The organism is Micromonospora sp. NBC_01739, from assembly GCF_035920385.1.
Classification (GTDB): Bacteria; Actinomycetota; Actinomycetes; order Mycobacteriales; family Micromonosporaceae; genus Micromonospora.
The window spans coordinates 5844320-5861623 of the sequence record NZ_CP109151.1; the positions used below are offsets into that span (position 1 = coordinate 5844320).

The following is a 17304-nucleotide window of genomic DNA, read 5'->3' on the forward strand; positions in this document are numbered from 1 at the left end:
GTGGGGCCCCTAGTTGATGAACCGCAGGTCGGAGATCCACCCGGCGGCGACGGACATGACGTAGAAGTCGGTCAGCGCCAACGTGCCGAGGGTGATCCAGGCGAGCTGCATGTGCCGGACGTTCAGCCAGGAGACGTAGCCCCAGGCCCGGTACCGGACCGGATGCTTGGAGAAGTGCTTCAACCGGCCACCGATGATGTGCCGGCAGGAGTGGCAGGAGATGGTGTACGCCCACAGCATGATCACGTTGCCGAGCAGGATCAGGTTGCCCAGGCCGAACCCGAAGCCCTCCGGGCTGTGGAAGGCGGCGATGGCGTCCCAGGTGTTGATCAGCGAGATGATCGCGGCGAAGTAGAAGAAGTACCGGTGCGAGTTCTGCACGATCAGCGGGAAACGGGTCTCACCGCCGTAGGAGGCGTGGCCGTCCGGCACCGCGCAGGCCGGCGGCGAGAGCCAGAACGACCGGTAGTACGCCTTGCGGTAGTAGTAGCAGGTCAGCCGGAACAGCAGCAGGAACGGCAGGGTGAAGGCGGCGTCCGGGATGATCCACCAGCCGGGTAGGTACTGCCCGAAGTGGGAGGCCTCCGGAATGCACCGGTCGGTCACGCAGGGGGAGTAGAACGGGGTCAGGTAGTGGTATTGCTCGACCCAGTACCACTTGTGCATGAAGACCCGGACGGTTGCGTACGCCACCCATGCGCTCAGGCCGATGACCGTGATCAGCGGGGCGATCCACCAACGGTCCGTACGCAACGTCTTCGCCGCGATGGCGGCGCGGGCGCGCGCCCCCCGCAGCTTCGTTGCCGATGATGTCATTCGTGTCGTCTCCCTGACGGGGCCCTCTCACGGGCGGCGGAACACTTCCCGGTCGGCACCCGGATCGGCGTTGCCGACTCCGTTTGCCACGTCATGCGCACACCAACGACCGCGCCGGGCGTACCGGAGCAGCTAAGTGACACACGTTACGCCGATCTAGGCGGGCCGTCCGCGCAAGGCAGTGTCCCGTGTGTCCCGCTCTTTGGAAACCCTCTCGCCATGATCAATATGCGAGCGTCCGAAAAAGATCGACCAGTGGCCGATGGCTGGTCAGCCGGACGCTCCTCCGGTGAAGTTCCATGCGGCCAGCCGCAGGGCGGGCGCCTCCCACCAGACCCCGTCCCACCGACCCGGCTGCCGGACCGCCCGCCGCCCCAGCTCCAGCACCCCACCCGGCCCCAGAGCCCGGGGGTACGACTCGGTGAACCGCAGATCGCGCACCGCGCGGGTGACCTGCCCATCCTCGACCAGCCACACCCCGTTGCGGGTCAGTCCCGTGATCACCAGACTCTTCGGGTCGAGTACCCGGGTGTACCACAGGTCGCTGACCAGCAGCCCGCGTGACATCCGGGAGACCAGGGCGGCAGTGTCCGCATCGGCCACCGCCCCGGCTGTTCCTGCGGCGGTTGTCGGGACGCCTGGGGTGTCCGTGGTCGTCGTGGCTGGAGCGAGGCGCAGGTTACGCGGGACCGGGCCGATCGTGCTGCTGCCGGTCCAGGCGTGCCCGGTGGACTCGCCGCCCACCTCGGCGGCGCTGCGCCGGTCGTGCACCACCGCCCGGGTGACGCCCGCCTCCACCAGGGGCAGGGTGTACGTCGGCGTACCCTCCAGATCGAACGGCAGCCCGGCGGCACCGAGCGGATCGTCGACCAGGGTCACCGCCGAATCGAACTGGGCCACCCCGGGCTCGGCGAAGGACTGCCCCTCGGCGTACTGCCTGCCGTTGAAGCCGTACCAGGAGAAATTCTGCAGCAGGTCGGCCACGGCGGCCGGTTCCAGCACCACCGGATACCGTCCGGGCGGCAACTCGATCGGGTCGGTTCCGGCACGGGCCTTGGCGGCGGCTCGGCGCCCCAACTCGGCGGCGTCCAGGTCGGTCAGCCGCTGGGCACAGTCGCGGGCCGTGCCGTCGGCGCCGTCGGCCCGGGCGATCCCGTCCATCGCCGCCTCGACCGTGCGGCCCTGCACCGCCTGACCGGCCGAGTTCGCGAACGCCACCGTCCGTACCGCCGTCCGGCAGTAGCCGGCGGTCTCCAGGCCACCGGCCGCGTCGACGAAGGCCCGGACCAGCGCCGCCCGGTCATCTGGCCCGGCCTGCGCGGTGGCCGCGTCCCACGGCAGCGGGGCCGCCACCGGCTGCGGTGCGGTCAGCCCCGGCCAGGCCGGATCCCGGGGGGCGAACCGGGCCGCCGCCAGCACCCGTTCCACCAGAGCGCGCAGGTTCTCCGGGGTGGCCGTGGTGCCGCTACCGGCGACGGTACGACCATCCAGGTGGACCCGCAGCCGGACCTCCACGGCGGACTCGGCGACGTTCTGGTGGATCGCCGAGTTGGCGAACCGGGTCAACGCCAGCTCACCCCGGCTGACCGTCACCTCGGCCTGCGCACCCACACCCCCGAGCCGGCCGACCAACTCCACCACCTGCCCGGCCAGCCCCAACTCACTGCTCACGCGTGAACTCCTACCCGGACGTTGCGGAAGCGGGCCGGGGCGGCCGGGTGACCGGTGTGCCCGATCTGACCGGGCTGGCCCTTGCCGCAGTTGGGGGTGCCCCAGGAGACGATCTCGGAGGAGAGCATGTCCATCGAGCGCCAGAACAGCGGCCCGATGCCGGTGTAGGTGGGGTTACGCAGCATCCGCCCGCGCCGGCCCTTGCGGATCTCCCACCCGATCTCGCAGCCGAACTGGAAGTTCAGCCGTTTGTCGTCGATCGACCAGGACCGGTTGATGTCCATCAGCACCCCCTCCTCCGTGGCGGCGATGATCTCCTCCAGGGTGTGCGGGCCCGGCTCCAGGCCGACATTAGTCATCCGGACCATCGGCAGCCGGGCCCAGCCGTCGGCGCGTACGCTGCCGCCGTAGTCCAGGCCCGCGACGGCGGCCGAATCCCGCCCGGCCAGCACCCCCACCCACCGCCCGGCGCGTACCGCGTCGCGTCTGACCGCCGGGGAGCCCTCGTCGTCGTAGCCGAAGCTGCCCAGCGCGCCCGGGATGGTCGGGTCGATGGTGATGTTCATCAGCTCCGAGCCGTAGCGCAGCGAGCCGAGCTGGGCCAGGTCCAGCCAGGAGGTACCGGCGAAGGCGGCCTCCCAGCCGAGGATGCGGTCCAGTTCGATGGCGTGTCCGACGGACTCGTGGATCTGCAACGCAAGCTGCTCGCCGCCGAGGATCAGGTCGGTCTCCCCGGCCGGGCACAGCGGCGCGGTCAACAACTCCCGCGACTCCTCCGCGATGCGCGCCGCGTGGGCGGTCAGGTCCAGCGAGTCGACCAGCTCCCAGCCGGTGGTGCCGTACTGCCCTCGGTAGCTGGGCCAGGATCGGCGTTGGGTCTCGCGGTCGCCGATGGCGGTGGCCGAGATGCCGCCGCCGCATTCCCGGATGTGCTGGTCGATGCGGTGGCCCTCGCTGGAGACGAACCACTTCGTGGTGTCCCAGATCTGGTAGAGCCCCTCGGCGAGGTCGGCCCCGTGGTCGACCGCCGTGGCGGTGGCGGCCACCAGCAGGTCACCCTTGGTGGCCAGGGAGACCGCTAGCGGGTCCACATCGTACGGTGACGACCAGCTGGCGGTGGTGGGTGTGACCGGGACCAGGTCGACCGGGGGGCCGGGGACCAGGCCGCTGGCGGCGGCGGTCCGGGCGGCCCGGTGGCCGGCCTCGCGGGCGGCCCGGTCGGACAACTCCGGTACGGCGTGGAAGCCCCAGCTCGCCCCGACGAGCGCCCGTACGCCCAACCCGAGGCTCTCGTCCTGGGTCAGCGCCTCGATCTCGCCGTTGCGAGCGGACATCGACTCGTAGCGCCGGTGCATCACCCGGGCGTCGGCGTACCTGGCGCCCGCGTCCAGGGCGGCCTGCACGGCCGCGGTCGCCACCTCGAACTCGCTCATGGGCCGACCCTAGGCGAGCCCACCGACGACCGCTGACCGGTTTGTTAACCGGGGACCCCTGCTCTACCGCAGGCGTTAATAGGGTGCCCTTCCTTACATCAGGTGGGTGCGGAGGAAGTCGAGTTCCAGGCGGAGGAGGCGTTCGGAGAGGCCACCGGCGGCCATGTGGGTCGCGCCGGTCAGGGGGATCACCGAGTGCGGCCGGCCGGCGGCCAGCAGCGCCGCCGACAGGCGCAGGGTGTGGGCGGCCACCACGTTGTCGTCGACCATGCCGTGCACCAGCAGCAAGGGGCGGGCCTGCGCCGGGTCGGTGACCGGCTCGGCGGCCAGGTCGACCAGCGAGTGGTGGGCGTACACGTCCAGGCCGTCGTCCGGCATCCCCAGGTAGCGCTCGCTGTACGCGGTGTCGTAGAGGGCCCAGTCGGTGACCGGGGCACCGGCGATCCCGCACTTGAACAGCTCCGGGTGGCGCAGCACCGCCAGCCCGGCCAGCCACCCGCCGAAGGACCAGCCGCGTACCGCCACCCGATCCAGGTCCAGGTCGGGATGCTTGTCGGCCAGGGCGTGCAGCGCATCCACCTGGTCGGCGAGGATCACGTCCGCGACCCGCCGGTGGATGGCCTTCTCGTAGGAGGGCGCGATGCCCGGGGTGCCCCGGTTGTCGATCACGACTACCGCGAAGCCGGCGTCGGCCCACCACTGTCGTTCCAGCCAGGCCGATCGCGCGGCCACCACCTCCTGGTGGCCCGGCCCGCCGTAGATGTCCAGCAGCACCGGCAGCCGTCGGCCGGTGACGTAGTTCTCCGGGTAGAGCACCGCCGAGGGCAGCCGCCGGTCGGTCACCCGCTCCAGCAGGGGCAGCGGGGCGTACGACGGGGTGGCGGCCAGCGACCGCAGGGTGGCCACCTCCCGGTCGCCCTGGCGTACGGTCCAGCGGATGCCGGGATGGTCCAGCGAGGCGGTGCCGATGACCAGTACCTCCCCGCCGACCGCGGCGGTGTGCCAGCCCGAGTCGGCGGTCAACCGGCGGGCGTCCACCCCGCCGCCGATGCTGGTACGCACCCGGAACAGGTGCTGCTCGCTCGGCTCCCCGTCACTGGCCTCCACCAGCAGGTCCGCCGGGCCGCTGACCGTGGCCAGCCGACCGACCACCCGGCGTACGTACAGCGAGGGTGGGGTCAGCAGGGTGCCGTCGGCGAAGAGGCAGCGGGCGTCGTACCCGTCGTGGGCCAGTTCGCCGCCGACCAGCACCCGCCCGTCGGGCAGGTGGGCCGGGGTGCCCGCGATCGGCTCCACCCAGCGGGGGTCGGCCAACTCGGCGTGCACCTGGGTCTCCCCGGTACGCGGGTCGATGGCCAGCACCAGCCCGTGCTGTTGGGAACGGCGCAGCACGGTGATCAGCGGAGCGCCCTCGGCCCAGTGCACCGCGGTCAGGTACGGGTAGGTCTCCCGGTCCCAGTGCACATCCACCCAACCCCCGTCGAGGTCGAGCAGGTGCAGGCTGACCTCGGCGTTCGGGCCACCCGCCACCGGGTACGCGACACTCTCCGGTGGGCTGGCCGGCTGGGCGGGGTCGTGCAGGTGCCAGCGGGGCAGTCGGGTCTCGTCGACCCGGGCCGCCAGCACGGAACGACCGTCCGGCGCCCACCAGTAGCCCCGGTACCGGTGGAACTCCTCCGCGGCGATGTGCTCGGCCAGTCCCCAGACCACCCCGGAGTCCTCACCGGCGAGGATGCTGTCGGTGCCGTCGCCGTCGACCACCCGCAACTGCCCCCGGCGTACCCCCTCGGCCGTGTCGGTGACGTACGCCAGCCGTTGGCCGGTCGGATCGGGCCGGGGGTCGAGGACCGGCCCGGCCACCGGCACCTCGATCACGTCGCCGTGCACCAGGTCGGCCCGGAACAGCCGACCGGCCAGCGCGAACACCGCCACCCGACCGGCGGAATCCAGGGCGTACGACCCGATGCCGGAGGCGGACAGCCGCATCCGTTCGCGGCGGGCCCGTTCCCCGGGGCTCAGCGCGGCGGGGTCGGCGTCCGCCCCGAGCAGGGTGAGCGGGCAGGCGACCAACCACTCCTCGCCGCTGGCGACGTCCAGTTGCCACAGCGCGTCGGCCGGATCCTGTGGGCCGCTGGAGCGCAGGAAGACCACCCGGGCTCCGTCGCCGGCCACGGTGACCGCGCGCGGCGCCCCGTGGCTGAACCTGCGGGTGCGGGCGGCCAGCTCGGGAAAGTCCACAGGCCAGATGGTAGGCCCGCGGCCAGTGCAATGTGAGCGACCTGCGGGGACGCGTACGGACCGGCGCGGACAAACCGCCGGTTAGAGTGACCGTCGTGACGACGCTGCCCGACCGCCGCCTGTTGCTGGTCCACGCGCATCCCGACGACGAGACCATCGGCACCGGTTCGACGATGGCCTACTACGCCGCCGAGGGTGCCCACGTCACCCTGGTCACCTGCACCCTGGGTGAGGAGGGTGAGATCCACGTCCCGGAACTGGCCGGGCTGGCCGCCGCCGAGGCGGATCAACTCGGCGGGTACCGGATCGCCGAACTGGCCGCCGCCTGCGCCGAACTCGGCGTCACCGACCACCGGTTCCTCGGCGGGGCGGGTCGCTACCGGGACTCCGGCATGATGGGCCTGCCCACCAACGCCAACCCGCGCGCCTTCTGGCAGGCCGACCTCGACGAGGCCGCCGGCTATCTGCTGGAGGTCATCCGGGAGATCCGCCCGCAGGTGGTCATCACCTACGACGACAATGGGTTCTACGGCCACCCGGACCACATCCAGGCGCACCGGGTGACGATCCGGGCGGTCGAGCTGGCCGCGGGGGAGGGCATCGGCCCGGCGAAGGTCTACTGGACGGCGATGCCGCAGAGTGTCCTGGAGGCGGGGATGACGCACTTCGAGGAGGCCTCGGACAACCCCTTCGCCGGCATCACGGACGCCACGGAGCTGCCCTTCTGCACCCCGGACCCGCAGATCGCGGCGCGGATCGACGCCACCGAGCAGCACGCGGCCAAGGAGGCCGCGATGCGGGCGCACGCCACCCAGATCCCGGCCAACTCCTGGCTCTACTCGATCGCCGGCAACTTCGGTGCCGAGTTCATGGGAGTGGAGTACTTCACCCTCGCGGTCGGCACCAAGGGGCCGGGCAGCGGCCCGTACGGTTGGGAGTCGGACCTGTTCGCCGGGCTGGACCTGGGTGGGAGTCCGCAGCCGTCGGCGGTCCTCTCGGCCGGTCAACGGTGAGCTCGTCCGCCGCGATGTCGGTCGCCCCGCAGGAGCAGCTCCCGCCGCCGCCCAGGGCGGCCGGGGTGCGGCGTGTCCTCGACATGGGGCTGCGGGTGACCGGCGGGCTGGTGGCCGTGGTCGCCGGTGCGGTGACCGCGGTGCTGGAGCTGCTGCTGGCGCCGTTGCGGGTCGGTGGCTACCTGATCGGGGTGGCGGCGCTGGTGGCCGTGGTGGTGAACATCGCGCTGAGCTGGTTCGCCATCGAGACGGTCGGCCGGCGCTGGGCGGTGGCCCTGCCGGCCCTGCCCTGGGTGGTGATCATGATCGCTGCCGCCGACCGGACCGCTGAGGGTGACGTGCTGCTGATCGGCAACTGGGTGGGGCTGGCCCTGGTGGTGGTCGGGGCGATGGCCTTCGCGGTGACGGCCTTCCGGTCGATCGTCGCCGGGCCCCCCAGACCCGGTCGCTACTGACGGCGGCACCGCCGGAGTGGTAGATATTCCTGCCAAGAGTCCGCCACGAGGCGGACGGTACGGCGGGAGGCGTGCGATGGGTCAGCGGTGGCGCGCGGTCGGAGTACTCACGATCGCGCTGTTCGCAGTCAACGTGGTCGCCCGGTTGATCATCCGGTTCGGCTTCGACGGTGACGAGGCGGCCGCCGACCGGGTGACCCTCGGGATGTTCGTGGTGATCGGCTTGATCCTGGCCGGAACCGCCATCGCCTGGGGGCAGTCCCGCCCACCGGCGCAGTGGGGCGCCGAGGTCGCCGCCGCGATCGGCATGGCGCTTGCCCTGACCATGCTGGTGGGACCCCTGCTGGTCGGCCAGAACCCCTTCGGCAGCGGCAGCGCCACCTTCTTCTGGCAGGTCCTGCTCTACCTGCTGGCCACGAGCATCGGTGCCATCCTCGGCCACCTGCTCCTCACCACCCTGGGCCGCGACTACCGCTCCCAGCGCCTACAACGCCTGGCCCAATCCGCCCCCACCAAACCCCGCCGCTAACCCCCACCCCCACCCCCTCTCACCCACCCCCACTCCCTGATTCGCCCCGTTGATCATGAGGTTGGCGGCAGTCGTCGATCTCCACGGTGCCGCCAACCTCATGATCAACGAGGGCGAAGGGGGCAGGGGGTTAGGGGGTGGGTGGGGTGCGGGTTCGGTAGGTGTGGTGGGTGGTGAAGCCTAGTTTGCGGTAGAGGGTTACTGCGGGGGTGTTGTGTTGCTCTACCTGGAGGAAGGCTTGGGTTGCGCCTGCGGCTTGGGCCCAGCGGCCCAGGGCTCGGGTCAGGGCGGTGGCGTGGCCTTGGCCGCGGGCGGGGGGTAGTACCTCGATCAACGAGAGGCCCAGCCAGCGGCCCTGCCCGGTCACGGTGCCTCGGCCGACGGCCACCAGGGCTCCGTCGACGTACGCGTGGGCGAAGCGGACCTGGTCCACGGCGGTGAGTACGTGCCGGCCGGCCTCCGGTAGGCCGCCCTTGCGGCTGGCCGCCACCGCCAGCCACTGCTCGGAGGGCTCGTCGGCAAGCTCGATCACGGCCGCCGACACCGCCCCACCCGGCTTCGACGACGCCGCGCCCAGGCCGGCCCCGCGCGACACCGCGCCCAGCTCGGCCTCAGGTGGCATCGCGTCCAGGTCGGTCTCGGGGGGTGTGGTCAGGAGGGGTAGGGCTACGGTCTGCACCAGGACGGTCGGGCGGCTGCCCCAGCCGCGTAGGTCTAGTTCGGCGCCGACCGGGGCGGCCAGGGGCAGGGGAGTGGTGACCAGCGGCGGCTGCCCCCGGGCGGCGTACCAGCGCTCTACCTCGTTCAGCGCGGCCGGCAGGGGGCGGTCCGGGTCGCCCACCGGCAGGGCGGAGTTGGCGCGGCCGGTCCAGCCGTCGGCGGCCCGTAGCAGCCAGTCACCGAGTCGTACGCGGACCGGTGCGGGCCAGGCCTCGTCGGCGGCGAGTTCTAGTTCGATCACGGCGTCGGCGGCCGGACGTCGGGCCGGGGGTACCCGCTTGGCCCGGTGCACTTCGGTGATCGGAACCCGGACCTGTCCGGTACGGGTGGTGAGGGTGAGGTGGGAATCGGACACCTCGACCAGTTCGCCGAGCGCATCGGAGTAAACCGGACGACCGGCGCGGGTGCCGACGACACGCCGGACCACGATCCGGTGTCCTAAATCCTGCTCTCCGAGCACGATCGACCTCCTCCCCGACGAGATACTAGGCTCTTAGCGTCGCGGGTGATCGCGGCGTGTCTTGCGGAGGAGAAGACCGGTGACCTACATCATCGCCGAGCCGTGCGTGGATGTGCTCGACAAGGCATGCATCGAGGAATGCCCGGTCGACTGCATTTACGAGGGCAACCGGATGCTCTACATCCACCCCGACGAGTGCGTCGACTGTGGTGCCTGTGAGCCTGTCTGCCCGGTAGAGGCGATCTTCTACGAGGACGACGTTCCGGAGCAGTGGAAGGACTACACCGGCGCCAACTACGAGTTCTTCGAGGACCTGGGTTCCCCCGGGGGCGCCTCGAAGATCGGCAAGGTGGAGAAGGACGCCACCTTCGTCGCCGCGCAGCCGCCGCGCGGCGAGGGGCACTGAGCCGGCCCGCGCCGGTCTCGTCACGGCTTCCCGACTTCACCTGGGACACCCTGGACGCCGCGGCCGTGCTGGCCGCGGCGCACCCGGACGGGTTGATCAACCTGTCCATGGGTACGCCGGTCGACCCGGTACCAGAGGTGATCCAGCGGGCGCTGGCCGACGCGGCCGACGCTCCGGGTTACCCGTTGACGGCCGGCACGGTCGCGCTGCGGGAGGCGATCGCCGCCTGGGTCGCCCGGTCCTGCGGGGCCGGGGTGGACGGGCTCGGTGTGCTGCCCACGGTCGGCTCCAAGGAGCTGGTGGCCTGGTTGCCCACCCTGCTGGGGCTGGGGCCGGGCGACGTCGTGGTGGTGCCCTCGGTCGCCTACCCCACCTACGAGGACGGGGCGCGGCTGGCGGGGGCCACCACGGTACGCGCGGATTCCCTGACCGCGGTCGGGCCGACCTCCCGGGTGGGCCTGGTCTGGGTGAACTCGCCGAGTAACCCGACCGGCCGGGTGCTGCCCGCCAGCCACCTGCGCAAGGTGGTCGACTGGGCGCGGGAGCGTGGCGCGGTGGTCGCCAGCGACGAGTGCTACCTGCCCCTGGGGTGGACGGCGCAACCGGTGTCGGTGCTGTCCCCGGAGGTCTGCGGCGGCTCGTACGACTCGGTCCTGGCGGTGCACTCGCTGTCCAAGCGGTCCAACCTCGCGGGCTACCGGGCGGGCTTCGTGGCGGGTGACCCGGCCCTGGTGGCGGAGCTGCTGAAGGTCCGCAAGCACGCGGGCATGATCGTGCCGGCGCCGGTGCAGGCGGCGATGGTGGCCGCCCTGGGTGACGAGCAGCACGCCGACGAGCAGCGGGAGCGTTACCGGGCCCGCCGCGACATCCTGTGGGCGGCCTTCACGAAGGCCGGGTTCCGGGTGGAGCACTCCGAGGCGGGGCTCTATCTCTGGCTGACCCGGGACGAGGACTGCTGGGACACGGTCGACTGGCTGGCCCGTCGGGGCATCCTGGTCGCCGCCGGTGTCTTCTACGGCCCGGGTGCCCGCCGGTACGTCCGGGCGGCCCTGACGGAGTCCGACGAGCGGATCGCTGCGGTGGCCGCCCGTCTCGCCGAGGTCTGACCCGGGACGCCGAGGTACGCGATGGTGGTCGGCAGACAGGCGCGGCCCCGGGTGGCCGTGCTCGGCACCGGTCTGATCGGCGGTTCGGTGCTGCTGCGCCTGCACGCCGCCGGGCTGGAGGTGATCGGCTGGGATCCGGACGAGGGCACCCGCCGAAAGGCCCGGGCTCTCGGCGTACCCACTGCTGACCTGTTGGTCGAGGCGGTGGCCGACCGGGAGGTGGTCTTTCTCGGCGGGCCGCTGCCCACCCTGCCGGCGACCCTGGTCGAGGTCGTCGCGGCGACCGGCGAGGACTGCCTGCTCACCGATGTCGGCAGCACCAAGGGGCAGGTGGCCGCGTTCGCCACGGCGCAGGGGCTGACGCACCGGTTCGTACCCGGTCATCCGATGGCCGGCAGCGACCGGGCCGGTCTGTCGGCCGCCGTGCCGGACCTGTTCGCCGGTGCGGCCTGGGTGCTCTGCCCGGCCGCCGAGGGGCTTGCCGGGTTCCGTCGGCTGGTGGCCCTGATCACGGAGGTCTTCGCCGCCCGGGTGGTGCCGATGGCGGCGGATCGGCACGACGCCGTGGTCGCGCTCGCCTCCCACGTGCCCCATCTGCTCGCCGGGGCGTTGGCGGGAGCGGCCGAGCGGTCCCCGCTGCGCGACGCGGTGCTCGCCCTGGCGGCGGGTAGTTTCCGGGACGGTACCCGGGTGGCCGGCACCCCGCCGCAGCGGACGACGAACATGTTGCGCGGCAACCGCGACGAGGTGTTGGCGGCGCTGACCGGGGTGCGGGGATATCTCGACGAGCTGGCCGAGGCCCTGCGCGCGGACGATCCCGACCTGCTCACCGCCCGGTACGCCGAGGCCGCAACGGCCCGTGGGAGTTTGGCCGATCGGCCGTACGCCGAGCAGGACCGGTCGTTTCCGATGGCGGGCGACCCCGCCGAGGAGGTGGCCTGGTTGTGTGCCCTGGGTGCGGCCGGTGGGCATCTCAGCGGCTGCCGGGTGGACGACGAGGTGGTGACCTACCGGACCCACCGCCCCGCCTCCGCCTGAGCATCGGTGGGCGTGCGGCCCGCCCCGCCGTTAGGGTGAGGTCATGGTGGACGGACCGGTGGTGACGGTACGCGGCGAGGCCTACCGCGAGGTCGACCCGGAGATCGCCCGATTCGCGGTCACCGCCCTGGCCCGGGACCGCGACCGGGAGGTCGTGCTGACCCGGCTGGCCGAGCGGGCCGCCGCGATCCGGGTGCTGCTGGATGCGGCCGAGTCGTCGATCGACCGCCGGGAGACCGGTGACCTGCGGGTCCGGCCGGAGACCCGACGGTCCGGCGAGCGGGTGGTGGCCTGGCACGGTTCCGTGGTGACCACGGTGACGGTCACCGACTTCACCGCCCTCGGTGAGCTGATGCTGCGCCTGGCCGACCAGGATCAGGTCGAGGTGGCCGGCCCCTGGTGGTCGCTGCGCCCGGACAGCCCGACCTACCGCCAGGCCCGCCACGACGCCATCACCGACGCCCTGCAACGGGCCCGGGAGTACGCGGAGGCCCTCGGTGCCCAGGTCACCGACCTGATCGAACTGGCCGACGAGGGTGGCAGCGTGCAGCCCCAGATGATGCGGATGTCCTTCGACACCGGGGAGTCCGCCGGTGGCACCCCGCAACTGGACTTCGACCCCCAGCCCCAGGGGGTGCACGCCGCCGTACGGGCGCAGTTCCACATCACCCGGCCGGTCCTGTCCTGATGCCCCCCGCCGAGGTGTTGGCCGTCGAGGATCTGGTGGCGCGGGCCGGCAGGCTGGCCGACGCCGGTCCTCGGCAACTGCTCGGCATCACCGGTGCCCCCGGCGTCGGCAAGTCCACCCTGGCCGCCCAGGTGGTGGCGGCCCTCGGCCCGGTGGCCCGGCTGGTGCCGATGGACGGCTTCCACCTGGCCCAGGCCGAGCTCGACCGGCTGGGCCGGGCCTCGCGCAAGGGTGCCATCGACACCTTCGACGCCAACGGGTACGTCTCCCTGCTGCGTCGGCTAAGACGCAAGGAGCCGACCTCCGTCTGGGCGCCCGAGTTTCGCCGTGAGCTGGAGGAACCGGTAGCCGGGGCGATCGAGGTGCCGCCGGAGGTCCGGCTGGTGGTGACCGAGGGCAACTATCTGCTGGTGCCGCAGCCGCCCTGGGACGAGCTGCGTTCGTTGCTGCACGAGGCGTGGTTCCTCGATCTGGACACCGAGTTGCGGCACCGCCGGCTGATCGCCCGGCATGTCGCGTACGGACGCTCGCCGGAGCAGGCCCAGGACTGGGCGCTGGGCAGCGACGAGGTCAACGCCGCCCTGGTGGCCGGCACCGCCGACCGGGCCGACCTGGTGGTACGCCTGGCCGAGCCACCACCGGAATGAGGTAAGCCCCGGGCGGTCAGCCGATCTGGCGTATCGGCCGGGCGGGATTTCCGACGGCCACCACGTTCGCCGGCAGGTCCCGGGTCACCACGGCACCGGCACCGATGACCGTGTTCTCACCGATGGTCACTCCGGCCAGGACGATCGCCCCGCCCCCCAGCCACACGTTGTCCCCGATGGTGATCGGCTGGGCCGCCTCCCACTTGGCCCGGCGCTGCTCCGGCTCGACCGGATGGGTCGGGGTGAGCAGTTGGACGTTCGGGCCCACCTGCACGTCGGCCCCGAGGGTGATCGGTGCGGGGTCCAGGAAGACCGACTGGAAGTTGACGAAGCTGCGCGGCCCGATCCGGATGTTGTAGCCGTAGTCGCAGTGGAACGGTGGGCGGATCGAGGTCTGGTCGCCGAGGTCTCCGAGCAGGTCGCGGAGCACGGCCAGGCGGGCTTCGCGCTGGTCGGCGGGGGCGGAGTTGAACCGTTCCAGTAGCCGCAGGGCGTGCAGGTGCTCGGCGATGAGTTCCGGGTCGTCGGCGAGGTACGCCTCACCGGCCAGCATCCGCTCCTTCATGGATCTCATCTGCTGATCGTGACCCTCCCGGAGACCCTGAGTACTCAACTTCGTCGAATTCTTGACTCCCCATTGCATACTCAGTATGCAACCCTAGTGGTGTCGATGTACTCACATCGATAGACGCTCACAGAAGGAGGATCAGTTGCAACAAAGGAGCAAACTGACCGCCATCGGCCTGGGGATGGTCCTGGTGCTCGGCGTGCCGGGCGCCGCCTCGGCCACCCCCTCCGGGCCGGCCGCACCGCAGTCCCCCCAGGTCACCGCCCGGCCGGCCGCGCCGGGCCAGTCGACCGTCACCCTGATCACCGGTGACCGGGTGACCGTCACCGAGGCCGGGGCGACGAGCGTACGCCCGGCCGAGGGCCGGTCCGGCATCCGCTTCATCACCCAGCGTCAGCGGGACCACCTCTGGGTGATCCCGCAGGACGCCCTGCCGTTGGTTCGCGAGGGCCGGGTCGACCGGCGGCTGTTCGACGTGACCGGGCTGATCGCGGCCGGCTACGACGACGCCCGGCGGGACAACCTGCCCCTGCTGATGACTCACCAGCAAGGGGCGGCCCGGCGGAGCGCGGCACCCGAGGGGGTGACCGTCACCCGCGACCTGGCCGCCATCGGCGGGGTCGCGGCCACCGCCGACAAGCGGGAGATCACCGCGCTCTGGACGAGTCTCGCCGGTGGCCCGGCCGCTCGGCTCGACAATGCGGGGGGTGTCGAGCGGATCTGGCTCGACGGCAAGCGGCAGCTGACCCTGGAGCACAGCGTGCCGCAGATCGGTGCCCCCGCCGCCCACCAGGCCGGTTACACCGGCCAGGGGGTCCGGGTGGCGGTGCTGGACACCGGTGTCGACGCCGCCCACCCGGACCTGGTCGGGCGGGTCGCCGAGGCGCAGAACTTCAGCGAGGAGGAGAACCCGGGCGACATCGTGGGGCACGGCACCCATGTGGCGGCGACCATCGCCGGCAGCGGGGCGGCCTCCGGCGGCCGTAACCGTGGCGTGGCCCCGGACGCCACCCTGCTGTCCGGCAAGGTCTGTGAGGAGTACGGCTGCACGGATTCGGCCATCCTGGCCGGCATGCACTGGGCGGCGGTCGACCAGCAGGCCGATGTGATCAACATCAGCCTGGGTGGGTCGGACACCCCCGAGATCGACCCCCTGGAGGAGGCGGTCAACACCCTGACCGAGCAGACCGGCGCCCTCTTCGTGATTTCGGCCGGCAACAGTGGCCGGGCCGGCACCGTGGGCTCGCCGGCCAGCGCGGAGGCCGCACTGGCCGTCGGCGCGGTGGACCGCGACGACGAACTCGCCTACTTCTCCAGCCAGGGCCCGCGCGTCGGTGACGACGGGCTGAAGCCGGAGATCACCGCACCCGGGGTGGACATCGTCGCCGCCCGGGGCGCGGGCACCGAGCTCGGCGATCCGGTCGGGGAGCACTACGTCACGCTCTCCGGCACCTCGATGTCCGCACCGCACGTCGCCGGGGCGGCGGCCCTGCTGGCCCAGCAGCGCGGCGACGCGACCGCGGCACAGCTCAAGGCCCTGCTGATGGCCTCGGCCCAGCCGCACCCGGATCTGACCGCGTACCAGCAGGGGGCCGGCCGGGTCGACGTGGCGCGGGCGATCAACCAGCAGGTGGTCAGCGAACCGAGCAGCGTCTCGCTCGGTCGTACCATCTGGCCGCACGACGACGACGAGCCGGTCACCCGCGAGCTGAGCTGGCGAAACACCGGCGGTACGGCGATCACCCTGGACCTCACCGTGCAGGCCACCGGCCCCGGCGGGCAGTCGGCCCCGGACGGCATGTTCTCGCTCAGCACCCAGCAGGTCGTGGTGCCGGCCGGCGGTACGGCCTCGGCCACCGTCACGGCCGACACCAGCATCGACAGCCCGGACGGCCACTACACCGGCCGGGTGCTCGCCCGCTCCGGCGACACGGTGGTGACCACCCCGCTCGCGATCAACAAGGAGGTGGAGAGCTACGACGTGACCCTGCGGCACCTGGGTCGCGACGGTGCCGTGGCAAGCGATCACTTCACCTTCCTGCTCGGGCTGGCGAACTTCGACGAGTTCGTCGCGTATGACCCGTCGGGTACCTCGGAGCTCCGGGTGCCCAAGGGTCGGTACGGGCTCGTCAGCTACCTGTTCGACGAGGCGGACGAACAGGTGACGATGCTGGCCGGGCCGGAGTTGGAGGTGAAGCGGGACACCTCGGTGACCATCGACGGGCGCAAGGCGGGCGCGGTACGACTCACCGTGCCGGATCGTTCGGCTAAATCGGCGCTGGCCGTGGCCGACGCGACCTTCCTGCTCGGCGACCTCGGCGCAGCCGGCTTCGGCGCGCTCGGCGAAAACTTCGACGGTATCGCCATCGGGCAGCTCGGCCGACCGGTGCCGGCGGACCGTTTCGTCAGTTCGGTGTCTAGTCAGTTCACCGACTGGGAGGCGGACAACAGCACCTACTTCTACGGGCTGGGCGAGTCCTTCCCGGGCCGGCTGCCCAACGGGGTGACCAAGCACTACCGCTACAGCGACCTGGCCAAGGTCACCCATCGGTTCCAGGGTGGCTATTCCGGGACGCTGGCCGAGCGGGCCGTCTACCCGGTGTTCGAGCCCGACCTGGGCGGCTGGGCGGCCGTGACGAGGGTCGCGGTGCCGGGTCAGCGGGTCGAGTACTACAACACCAAGCAGGTCCGCTGGTTCGGCGAACTGGCGTTCGGTACTCCGGTGGAGGACCAGCCGTGGCTGGACCTGGTGGCTGCCTTCTGGTCGGAGCCGACGGCGTACCGGGCCGGGCGGCATCACCGGGAGACCTGGAACGCCGCACCCTACGGACCCTCGTTCTCGACCCCGCGGTGGCCGGACGACGGCGTGACCCGCCAGGGTGACGTGATCGGGGTGGCCCTGGGGTTGCACAACGATGCGGCGGGTCACGTTGGTGGCACGCTGATCGATGCCGGGCACACCGCGCTGTATCGCAACGGCAAGCTGGTCGGGGAGAGCGAGGAGGCCGGCTGGGGGCAGTTCGAGGTGCCACCCGGTACGGCGAACTACCGGCTGGAGACCTCGGCCAAGCGCAGCTTCACCGACCTGAGCACCGAGGTCGGCGCGGTGTGGACCTTCCGGTCCGGACATGTCCGGGGCGACGAGTACGCGCGGCTGCCGGTCAGTGTGGTCCGGTTCGCGCCCCCGCTGGACGCGCACAACTCCGCACCGGCCAACCGGGCCTTCGTCATCCCGGTCCAGGTGCAGCGTCAGCCCGGGGCACCGGCCGGGCGGACCACCTCGCTGAACGTCGAGGTCTCCTACAACGGTGGGAAGACCTGGCAGAAGGCGAAGGTGGTCAAGACCGGCAGTAGCTGGCAGGCCATGGTGAAGCACCCCCGGGGTGCCGACCACGTCTCCCTGCGGGCCACCGCCCAGGACAGCACCGGCAGTACGGTGACCCAGCGGATCATCCAGGCGTACCGCCTGCGGTGAACCGCGCGGTGGGCCCGGCGCCACAGCGCCGGGCCCACCGG

15 protein-coding genes are annotated in these 17304 nt (G+C 71.9%); 9 read left to right on the forward strand and 6 right to left on the reverse strand.

Going from position 1 to position 17304, the window contains the following annotated elements; genetic code table 11:
* Positions 1–9: 9 nt before the first annotated feature.
* From OIE53_RS26550 to OIE53_RS26565, 4 genes are all read right to left on the reverse strand, one after another.
* Positions 10–816 (reverse strand): hypothetical protein, encoded by an 807-nt coding sequence (locus tag OIE53_RS26550; protein WP_327024169.1) that lies wholly within the window; start codon positions 814–816, stop codon positions 10–12.
* 270 nt (positions 817–1086) lie between these two features.
* Complete coding sequence (locus OIE53_RS26555) at positions 1087–2487, reverse strand: TldD/PmbA family protein (RefSeq protein WP_327024170.1); 1401 nt, start codon at positions 2485–2487, stop codon at positions 1087–1089.
* Entirely contained in the window at positions 2484–3920 is a 1437-nt protein-coding gene (locus OIE53_RS26560; RefSeq protein ID WP_327024171.1) for a TldD/PmbA family protein, read from the reverse strand. Before OIE53_RS26560 ends, OIE53_RS26555 begins: the two co-directional genes overlap by 4 nt.
* A 93-nt stretch (positions 3921–4013) precedes the next feature.
* Entirely contained in the window at positions 4014–6158 is a 2145-nt protein-coding gene (locus OIE53_RS26565) for a S9 family peptidase (protein WP_327024172.1), read from the reverse strand.
* An 86-nt stretch (positions 6159–6244) separates the two neighbouring features.
* Between OIE53_RS26565 and mshB the strand changes: the two genes are divergently transcribed.
* From mshB to OIE53_RS26580, 3 genes are all read left to right on the forward strand, one after another.
* Positions 6245–7171 carry an N-acetyl-1-D-myo-inositol-2-amino-2-deoxy-alpha-D-glucopyranoside deacetylase gene (mshB, locus tag OIE53_RS26570; RefSeq protein WP_327024173.1) on the forward strand — a complete coding sequence of 309 codons (927 nt, stop codon included), beginning with the start codon at positions 6245–6247 and terminating at the stop codon, positions 7169–7171.
* 14 nt (positions 7172–7185) lie between these two features.
* Positions 7186–7626: a hypothetical protein gene (locus OIE53_RS26575; protein WP_327027431.1), complete on the forward strand. Its 441-nt coding sequence runs from the start codon at positions 7186–7188 to the stop codon at positions 7624–7626.
* A gap of 76 nt (positions 7627–7702) precedes the next feature.
* Entirely contained in the window at positions 7703–8155 is a 453-nt protein-coding gene (locus OIE53_RS26580) for a hypothetical protein (protein WP_327024174.1), read from the forward strand.
* A gap of 130 nt (positions 8156–8285) precedes the next feature.
* Here the strand turns inward: OIE53_RS26580 and OIE53_RS26585 are convergent, their stop codons facing one another.
* Positions 8286–9335, reverse strand: a complete 1050-nt coding sequence (locus OIE53_RS26585; protein WP_327024175.1) for a GNAT family N-acetyltransferase — start codon at positions 9333–9335, stop codon at positions 8286–8288.
* Positions 9336–9414: 79 nt separating this feature from the next.
* Between OIE53_RS26585 and fdxA the strand changes: the two genes are divergently transcribed.
* The 5 genes from fdxA to OIE53_RS26610 are packed head-to-tail and all read left to right on the forward strand — an operon-like array spanning position 9415 to position 13220.
* Complete coding sequence (fdxA, locus tag OIE53_RS26590) at positions 9415–9741, forward strand: ferredoxin (RefSeq protein ID WP_007464872.1); 327 nt, start codon at positions 9415–9417, stop codon at positions 9739–9741.
* Positions 9738–10847 (forward strand): succinyldiaminopimelate transaminase, encoded by a 1110-nt coding sequence (dapC, locus tag OIE53_RS26595; protein ID WP_327027432.1) that lies wholly within the window; start codon positions 9738–9740, stop codon positions 10845–10847. Before fdxA ends, dapC begins: the two co-directional genes overlap by 4 nt.
* Positions 10848–10868: 21 nt before the next feature.
* Positions 10869–11885, forward strand: a complete 1017-nt coding sequence (locus OIE53_RS26600) for a prephenate dehydrogenase (RefSeq protein WP_327024176.1) — start codon at positions 10869–10871, stop codon at positions 11883–11885.
* A gap of 43 nt (positions 11886–11928) precedes the next feature.
* Complete coding sequence (locus OIE53_RS26605; protein WP_327024177.1) at positions 11929–12573, forward strand: SIMPL domain-containing protein; 645 nt, start codon at positions 11929–11931, stop codon at positions 12571–12573.
* A complete protein-coding gene (locus tag OIE53_RS26610) occupies positions 12573–13220 on the forward strand; it encodes a nucleoside/nucleotide kinase family protein (RefSeq protein ID WP_327024178.1) in 648 nt (215 codons plus the stop codon). The genes OIE53_RS26605 and OIE53_RS26610 overlap by 1 nt, the downstream gene beginning before the upstream one ends.
* 16 nt (positions 13221–13236) lie before the next feature.
* On the opposite strand, the gene OIE53_RS26615 is transcribed toward OIE53_RS26610, so the two are convergent.
* Positions 13237–13794 (reverse strand): sugar O-acetyltransferase, encoded by a 558-nt coding sequence (locus tag OIE53_RS26615; protein WP_327024179.1) that lies wholly within the window; start codon positions 13792–13794, stop codon positions 13237–13239.
* Between the two features lie 136 nt (positions 13795–13930).
* Here OIE53_RS26615 and OIE53_RS26620 point away from each other — a divergent pair, with 136 nt between their 5' ends.
* Positions 13931–17263 (forward strand): S8 family serine peptidase, encoded by a 3333-nt coding sequence (locus OIE53_RS26620; protein WP_327024180.1) that lies wholly within the window; start codon positions 13931–13933, stop codon positions 17261–17263.
* The last annotated feature ends 41 nt before the right edge of the window (positions 17264–17304 follow it).